Source organism: Williamsia sp. (genome assembly GCF_036566845.1).
Classification (GTDB): domain Bacteria; phylum Actinomycetota; class Actinomycetes; order Mycobacteriales; family Mycobacteriaceae; genus Williamsia.
Genome location: NZ_DATCVM010000099.1, coordinates 1 through 7,597 on the forward strand (window position 1 = coordinate 1; position 7,597 = coordinate 7,597).

Genomic DNA, 7,597 nt, shown 5'->3' on the forward strand with positions numbered 1-7,597 from the left:
CATCCACCTCGGTCCCGTCGAGGATCCTCACGTCGCCGACGGAATACGCCGAGCCGGTGGAGTTCTCGTTCCACTGGCAGACGCCGAGGGCGTCGTGTGGGTACACGGGCCGGAGACGTTCCCGTCGTCGCTACCCGATTCGGTTCGCTGGGTGCAGTTGCCGTTCGCCGGGATCGAGCCCTGGTTCGACGCCGGGGTGATCGACGACAAGCGGGTCTGGACGTCTGCTGCCGGAGCGTACGCGGGCAATGTTGCCGAACATACGATGATGCTTCTCCTCGCCGGAGTTCGTTCTCTCCCCGAACAATTGGCGGCGCAGTCGTGGCGCAAGGAAGAGTTCGACCCGCGGGTGGGCACTTTGCAGGGCTCGACAGTGGCGATCATCGGTTGCGGCGGAATCGGCCGTGCGTTGATCCCGTACCTCGCCGCGTCCAAAGTCAAGGTCATCGCGATCACCCGCTCCGGGACCCCCGTCGAAGGCGCTTCCGAAACGCTCTCAGCCGATCGCACCGGCGAAATCTGGTCCAAGGCTGATCACTTCGTGATTGCAGCACCGTCGACATCCGCGACGCGGCATCTGGTCGGCAAGGCCGAACTGGACCAGATGTCGGAGTCGAGCTGGATCGTGAACATCGCGCGTGGCACCCTCGTCGACACGGACGCATTGGTCGACGCCCTCGAAGCCGGTTCGATCGGCGGGGCGGCACTGGACGTCACCGATCCCGAGCCTTTGCCGGACGGGCATCGGTTGTGGAAGCTGCCCAACGCGATCATCACTCCACACGTCGCCAACCCGGCTACGACGCTCACCCGCGTCCTGGCAGATCACGTTGCAGCCAACGTCGCCCGGTTCGCCGCAGGTGACGACCTCACCGCCGTGATCGATCCGTCGGCGGGCTACTGACCGCTCGCGTTGGTTCCCTTCACATAGTCGGCCACGACGGTGCGCAGAACATCGCGCACCGCCTCGGCCGGTTTGGAGAGGGGCTGATTGGCCGGAGTGCCAAGGGAGACATGCACTTCGATGCCCGGCTCGATGCGTCGTAGCTCGAGGGCTTCGACGTCCATGACCCTGCGGGCCACCGACCACGGCAGAACCGTCGCGCCCAATCCGGTGCGTACGGCCTCGGACAGCGTCATCACCGATTCCACTTCGGCCACGACGTTCGGTTGCTGCTCTGCACGGTCGAAAGCCTGCTCCACCACCTTGCGGATGGTGTGCATCCGACCCGGAAGCAATAGTGGCAGTTCGGCGATCTCGGGCAGGGAGATGTCGGATCCCGATTCGCCTGCTAGTCCGGTACCGAACGGGGCAACCACCACCAGCTCCTCGGTGAGCAAGCGTTCGAACGTCACACCCTTGATCGGGCCGGCGTCGTACAACAACGCCAGATCCATGCGACCGGTCATCATCGCTTCGCTGAGCACGCCACCGAAGTTCTCGTTGATGTGCAACAAGATATTCGGGTGCTGCTCGCGCACACGGGCCAAGAGCGGCAAGGCGATTGCCGTCGCGGTGCTGTACAGGGCGAGGCCGACGGAGACGCCGCCCGCGAGCGCCCGCCCGACCACGGACACCTCGGCCTGCGCACTCTCCACCTGACGCAGAATCACCTGAGCATGCCGATAGAGTGCGTGCCCCGCATCGGTCGGCTCGACACCCTGTTTGCTGCGGATCAGAAGTTGCTGACCGAACTGCGTTTCCAGCGACGTCATCTGTTGGCTCAGGGCGGGTTGTGCGATGTGCAGGATGTCGGCGGCTCGGGTGATGCTGCCGGCATCGACAATTCGTACGAACGAGTAGAGCCTTCTCGTGTCCATGCTGTGCAAACTACCAGCTCAACGGACATATCGAATTCCGATCACCCCAACGCGAAACGGTATTAACAACCCTTTGGCGTTCCTGAGTAGCGTCCCAGAAACACCGAAGTCGACACACAGAACTTCGACAGTCGGACCAACCACGGGCAACGGCGCCCGTACGAACAAGTAAACGAACCGGAAGGACCGAAATGGCAACCAGCATCGATCTTGTCGCCGATCTCGGCGAAGGTTTCGGCACGTGGACCATGGGCGCCGACGATGCTCTGCTCGACACGCTGACTTCGGCCAACATCGCTTGCGGATTCCATGCAGGCGATCCACGAACCATGGACGCGACCGTTCGGGGGTGCGTATCCCGCGGTATCGGAATCGGCGCGCATCCGAGTTTTCCGGACCTCGCCGGATTCGGCCGTCGCGCGATGGATCTCAGCGAGAACGAGGTCCGAACCGACGTGCTGTTCCAACTCGGCGCCCTTCACGCCTTTGTGGTCGCGAACGGAACGTCGTTGTCGCACATCGCTCCCCACGGCAAGCTCGGGAATCTTGTTGCCGTACGCCAGGATTACGCGCGCGCCGTCGTCGATGCGGTCGCGGCCTTCGATCCGTCGTTGATCGTGCTCGCCCAGGACGGGGCGTTGGCCGACGAGGCGACTGCCCGCGGATTGAGCGTCGGCATCGTCGGAATCGCGGATCGCGCATACAACTCCGACGGAACTCTCGTGCCCCGCAGCGAGCCGGGAGCGGTGATTCACGACGTCGACGTTCTGGTCGAGCGGACCGTTCGGATGGTGGTCGAGGAAGTCGTCGAAGCTGTGGACGGCACGTTGATCCCGGTTGTCGCCGACACGGTCCTCGTGCACGGTGACAACCCCGGTGCCGTCGCGAACGCGAAGGCGATTCGCGCCGCGCTCGAGGCCGCCGGTGTCACCATTGCGCCGCTGACCCGGGTCGTGGCGTCACGGCGGGCCCGTGATGTCGGGTGTTCCGCGTGAAGACCTACGTCGCCGACTGCGGTGACGCCGCCGTTCGCGTCAGTGTCAGCGGCGGGACCGCCGAGCAGAACTGGAACACTGTCCGATCGATCGCCGCACGATTCGATCTCGGTGCCGACGGCATCGTCAGCGTCATCCCGACATACGACGCCCTTCTGGTCGAGTTCGACAACCTCCTCACCGACCACGACGCCGTCCGCGGCCTGGTTCGCGAAGCAACGACTATCCCCCGACCGCTGGAAGGTGAACCTAGGACGTTCGAGATCCCCGTCGTCTACGGGGGCGAACACGGCCCGGACCTGGGTGATACAGCGCGGTTTCTCGGCGTCACCGAAGCCGAAGTGGTGCGCCTTCACTCCGCAGCCCCGTTGGTCATGCGTTGCTACGGCTCACCCGGCGGCGCCCCGATGCTCGACGGCCCGGCGTTCGGCCTTCCCATCCCGCGCCGATCGAGCCCGCGACCGCACGTCGCGGCCGGTTCCGTTGCGGTGGCCGGACGTCAGGCAGTCGTTTCGGCCAGGCCTGCGCCCGGCGGTTGGGCAGTGATCGGCCGGACCCCGCTCATCTTGGTCGATCCGGCGTCGGAGCAGATTTCTGCCTACCGCCCGGGCGATCTGTTCGTCTTCCGTGCGATCGACGCCGATCGCTGGGATGAATTCGACGGTCGCTCGCTCCTGCCCGTAGGGGGTGATCCCCATGGCTGAGACCGTCACCGTCCAGACTCCCGGAATCAGCTCCGTCCAGGATTTGGGGCGTGGATCGGCGTCGCAATTCGGTCAGGCGACGGGCGGCGCAGCCGACCAAATCAGCGCGGAGATCGCCAACGCGTTGGTGGGTAGTAGGCGCGAGGCCCCGCTGCTGGAGCTGACGGCCCTCGACTTTTCAGCGTCGGCGTCCACGGATCTGCTGATCGCCGTCACGGGTGCACCCGCAACGGTGACCGTGGACGGACATCGGCAACCGCAGTGGGAACCGATCGTCTGGCGAGCCGGTCAGCGGCTTGCCGTCACGGGAATCCACGACGGATTGCGCGTCTACGTCGCCGTCCACGGAGAGCTGACGGCCGACTACCTCCTGGGCAGCTGCGCTCCCGACCAGGTCCTCGGATTCGGCCGTCACTTGACCGCGGGGGAGACGCTGGTCGTCGACACCGACTGCCCGCCGATCGACCACCCGGTCTTCCGGCTACCGCTGTTCCGGTTGTTGCCCGACCGACCGTCCTTCGGCAACGTGTGGACGCTCGACGTGACCGACGGCCCCGACATCGAAGACTTCGGTGAGAGCGGAGCCGCGCTGTTCGGCACCGAATTCGTGGTGGGCGATCAGAGTAATCACATCGGGCTGCGGCTGGCACCTACCGATCAGCAGCCGCTCCCACAGCGCACCAGCACCGGCGAGGTCCTCTCTCGCGGCGTCCCCATCGGCGCCGTCGAAGTGCCCGCAGGCAACGAGCTTCTGGTCCTGCATCGAGGTAGAGGCGTCACCGCCGGCTATCCGGTGCTGGCCGTCGTCACCACCGTTTCACTCTCACAGCTGGGACAGGCCCGACCCGGGCACCGCGTCCGATTCCGGAACTGCAGCGTCGCAACGGCGGTTGCAGAGCACCGCGAACAGCAGCACCGCATCGCCTTGCTGAGGCGGCGTGTGGAGAACGTATTCACCACCCTCCGGATACCTCTTCACACCTCGGAAGCCCGAGTACCGAGCCACGTCGGCACCACACGCCCCGCGAGCGCTCCGCGCCGCGCGTCTATTTTGGAGACAGCATGACCAACACCATCGAAGCGGTAGACGGCCAGGTAGCCGACCCGCGCAAGGTCCGGAAAGTCGTCGCAGCGGGCTGCGTCGGTATCTTCGTCGAGCTCTACGACAACGGTGTCTTCGCGTTCATGGCGACGGCACTGGCCATCGTGTTCTTCGACGTGTCGAAGTCGAGCGACGCGCTGATGCTGGTGTTCGCCGGCTACGCGGTCTCGTTCTTCGTTCGGCCCCTCGGCGCGGTGGTCTGCGGCATCCTCGGCGACCGGATCGGTCGACAGAAGATGTTGGTGTTCGTCATCATGCTGATCAGCGTGGCGACCGCCGGTATCGGCTTGCTGCCCACCTACGCGGCCATCGGTATCGCGGCACCGGCACTGCTGATCTTTCTGCGGATCGTGCAGGGATTCTCCGTCGGTGGTGAAGCTGCCGGCGCCATGACGTTCCTCGCCGAACACGCCCCGGAAGGCAAGCGCGGCTTGATCACGAGCTACGCGCAGATCGCGTCGTTCCTCGCACTGCTGACCGGAACGATGATCGCGTTTGCCATGTCGCCGTGGCTCAATGCTGAAGCGATCAACGGCGGCGGACTCGCATCGTGGGCGTGGCGCATCCCGTTCCTCATGGCCATTCCGATGGGAATCATCGGCTGGTATATCCGCCGCGCGATCTCTGATACCCCGAACTTCGAGCGGCTCAAGGAATCCGGCGGTTTGTCGCGCAATCCGCTCAAGGAAGCATTCTCCACTCCCGAGCACCGCCGCGCCATGATCCTCGCCCTGTTCATCCCCCTGATGAACGGTTCCGGCTACTACGTTCTGTTCTCGTACATGCCCACGTTCCTCAAAGGCGATCAGATCGGATTCTCCACCGGGACGGCGCTTCTCGTCACTGCCTCCAGCCTGGTCGCGATCTGCTTCGCGATTCCGTTCATGGGTGCTCTCTCCGACCGGATCGGTCGCAAGAAGGTCATCGCCGGTGCTGCTGCGGCAATGGCGATCGGAGCGATCCCCTGCTATGCCATGATCGTGACCGGCAACGTCGGCCTCGCCGTTCTCGGTGCATGCCTCATGGCAGTGATTTTCGCCGGGCACACAGCCGTCATCCACATCCTGATCGTCGAACTGTTTCCCACGCGGGTTCGCTACTCCGCCTACGGTTTGGGCTACAACATCTCGTCCGCACTCTTCGGTGGTACCGCACCGTTGTTGATGACCTGGTTGATTCCCGAATTCGGTATCTACGTTCCGGCCTTCTACGCGGTCATCACCGCAATCGGCACGCTGATCGCGGTCAGCACCATCACCGATCGCGCCCACGTCCCGCTTCGCGACACTCTGTGACTTCTCGCGTGAGTCACTCCTGATCCGGCCCGGTGGTCGCCTGCAGTCCGCGGCGGCCGCCGGGTCATACCAATTTCTTCCTGTAGGAGCACACAATGCCTTTCTCCGATTACCGCACAGCTCTCGTCACCGGCGCCAACACCGGAATGGGTGCCGCCGTCACCGAGATGTTCACCAAGCGCGGACTGACGGTCTACGGCGTCGCCCGCAATGCCGACAAGCTCGGTGAGGTTGCCGATCGCACCGGAATGATCCCTCTGCCCGTGGACATCACCGACACCGCCGCGCTCGCAGAAGCTGTCGGCGGACTGGAGATCGACATCCTCGTCAACAACGCGGGGGTGTCCGCAACCGGAAATATTCTCGACGCCGAAGAAGCATCGGTCGACGCGATGGTAGACGTGAATCTTCGTGCGGTGCTGCACCTGTGTCGCATTCTGTTGCCGGGAATGGTGCAGCGCGATCTCGGTCACGTCGTCAACATCAGCTCGATCGCCGGCCTGTACAACTTCTACGGCCACACTGCCTACCACGCGACCAAGGCTGCGGTGCACCAGATTTCGCGCCAGCTGCGAAACGACTGCATCGGCAAGCGGATTCGAGTGACCGAGATCTGCCCCGGCCGGGTCGAGACCGAGATCTTCGGTCGCAACCTCGGCGGCACGCCCGAAGCCATGAAGGAAGCGTGGGAGACCTTCTACGAAGGCTACGAATCCATCACTACCAAGGACATCGCGGATACCATCGAGTTCGCGATCGACGCCCCTGGTCACGTCAATCTTGGTCTCATCGAGGTGCTCCCCACCTTCCAGGTGCCCGGTGGCCTCGACTTCATCCGTCGCAACGACTGAGAGAGCGCATCATGAGTTTTGTACTACCGGAAACGACGCTCGGAGTGGTGGCCCATGCGGCAGGTGACCTGCGGGTCGAGCATGTTGCGTTGACTGCGCCGACCGCCGAGCAGGCAGTGATCGAGATCGCCTACGGCGGTGTGTGTGGATCAGATCTGCACTACTGGACGCACGGCGCGGCGGGGGAGTCGATTCTGAAGGCACCGATGCTGCTCGGTCACGAGGTGGTCGGCACGGTCGTGACGGCCGCGGCGGACGGAACGGGGCCGGCAGTTGGAACTTCCGTGGCCGTACACCCCGCAACGCCCGGTGGGACCATTCCACGGTTCCCGAGCGATCGGCCCAACCTCTCGCCCTGCTGCACATACCTGGGAAGTGCAGCGCAGTACCCACACACCGAGGGCGCCTTCGTGAAATACGCAGTGCTCCCAACGCGCATGCTCCGGGAACTGCCCGAGGGGTTGGACCTGCGGACCGCGTCGGTAGCCGAACCGGCAAGCGTTGCCTGGCACGCTGTTTCGCGAGCAGGAGACGTGCGCGGAAAGAAAGCGCTGGTCGTCGGCTGCGGACCCATCGGCGCACTGGTCGTGGCCGTGCTCAAACGAGCAGGCGCGCAGTCGATCACCGCGGTCGACATGCACGATGTTCCGCTGCAGATCGCGTCGACGCTCGGTGCGGATCGGGTTCTGAAGGCCACCGACGCCGAGGCCGTCGCCGCATCCGATGCCGACGTGGTCATCGAGTGCACCGGTAATCATCGCGGACTCGAATCCGCCATCCGCGGCGCGACGCGAGGCGGACGGGTAGTCATGCTCGGGCTCCTTCCGTC

8 protein-coding genes are annotated in these 7,597 nt (G+C 64.5%); 7 read left to right on the forward strand and 1 reads right to left on the reverse strand.

The features are described from left to right. Position 1 precedes the first annotated feature (1 nt). Positions 2–904, forward strand: a complete 903-nt coding sequence (locus tag VIQ49_RS08795) for a D-isomer specific 2-hydroxyacid dehydrogenase family protein (RefSeq protein ID WP_331883316.1) — start codon at positions 2–4, stop codon at positions 902–904. On the opposite strand, the gene nac is transcribed toward VIQ49_RS08795, so the two are convergent. After that, a complete protein-coding gene (gene nac, locus VIQ49_RS08800; protein WP_331883319.1) occupies positions 898–1,821 on the reverse strand; it encodes a nitrogen assimilation transcriptional regulator NAC in 924 nt (307 codons plus the stop codon). The genes VIQ49_RS08795 and nac overlap by 7 nt on opposite strands. A 191-nt stretch (positions 1,822–2,012) precedes the next feature. Between nac and VIQ49_RS08805 the strand changes: the two genes are divergently transcribed. The 6 genes from VIQ49_RS08805 to VIQ49_RS08830 all read left to right on the forward strand — a co-directional run. Further along, complete coding sequence (locus VIQ49_RS08805; RefSeq protein WP_331883322.1) at positions 2,013–2,816, forward strand: 5-oxoprolinase subunit PxpA; 804 nt, start codon at positions 2,013–2,015, stop codon at positions 2,814–2,816. After that, positions 2,813–3,520, forward strand: a complete 708-nt coding sequence (locus tag VIQ49_RS08810; protein WP_331883325.1) for a 5-oxoprolinase subunit B family protein — start codon at positions 2,813–2,815, stop codon at positions 3,518–3,520. The genes VIQ49_RS08805 and VIQ49_RS08810 overlap by 4 nt, the downstream gene beginning before the upstream one ends. Next, positions 3,513–4,586 carry an allophanate hydrolase gene (locus VIQ49_RS08815; RefSeq protein WP_331883327.1) on the forward strand — a complete coding sequence of 358 codons (1,074 nt, stop codon included), beginning with the start codon at positions 3,513–3,515 and terminating at the stop codon, positions 4,584–4,586. The genes VIQ49_RS08810 and VIQ49_RS08815 overlap by 8 nt, the downstream gene beginning before the upstream one ends. Next, a complete protein-coding gene (locus VIQ49_RS08820) occupies positions 4,583–5,917 on the forward strand; it encodes an MFS transporter (RefSeq protein WP_020905842.1) in 1,335 nt (444 codons plus the stop codon). Before VIQ49_RS08815 ends, VIQ49_RS08820 begins: the two co-directional genes overlap by 4 nt. Before the next feature lie 95 nt (positions 5,918–6,012). Beyond that, a complete protein-coding gene (locus VIQ49_RS08825) occupies positions 6,013–6,768 on the forward strand; it encodes an SDR family oxidoreductase (protein ID WP_042950374.1) in 756 nt (251 codons plus the stop codon). 11 nt (positions 6,769–6,779) lie between these two features. Continuing rightward, on the forward strand, positions 6,780–7,597 hold an 818-nt coding region (locus VIQ49_RS08830; protein WP_331883342.1), incomplete at its 3' end, for an alcohol dehydrogenase catalytic domain-containing protein.

Coding starts and splice junctions, on each gene's coding strand:
- VIQ49_RS08805 (WP_331883322.1), top strand. CDS start 2,013: ATGGCAACCAGCATCGATCTTGTCGCCGATCTCGGCGAAGGTTTCGGC.
- nac (WP_331883319.1), bottom strand. CDS start 1,821: ATGGACACGAGAAGGCTCTACTCGTTCGTACGAATTGTCGATGCCGGC.
- VIQ49_RS08820 (WP_020905842.1), top strand. CDS start 4,583: ATGACCAACACCATCGAAGCGGTAGACGGCCAGGTAGCCGACCCGCGC.
- VIQ49_RS08815 (WP_331883327.1), top strand. CDS start 3,513: ATGGCTGAGACCGTCACCGTCCAGACTCCCGGAATCAGCTCCGTCCAG.
- VIQ49_RS08825 (WP_042950374.1), top strand. CDS start 6,013: ATGCCTTTCTCCGATTACCGCACAGCTCTCGTCACCGGCGCCAACACC.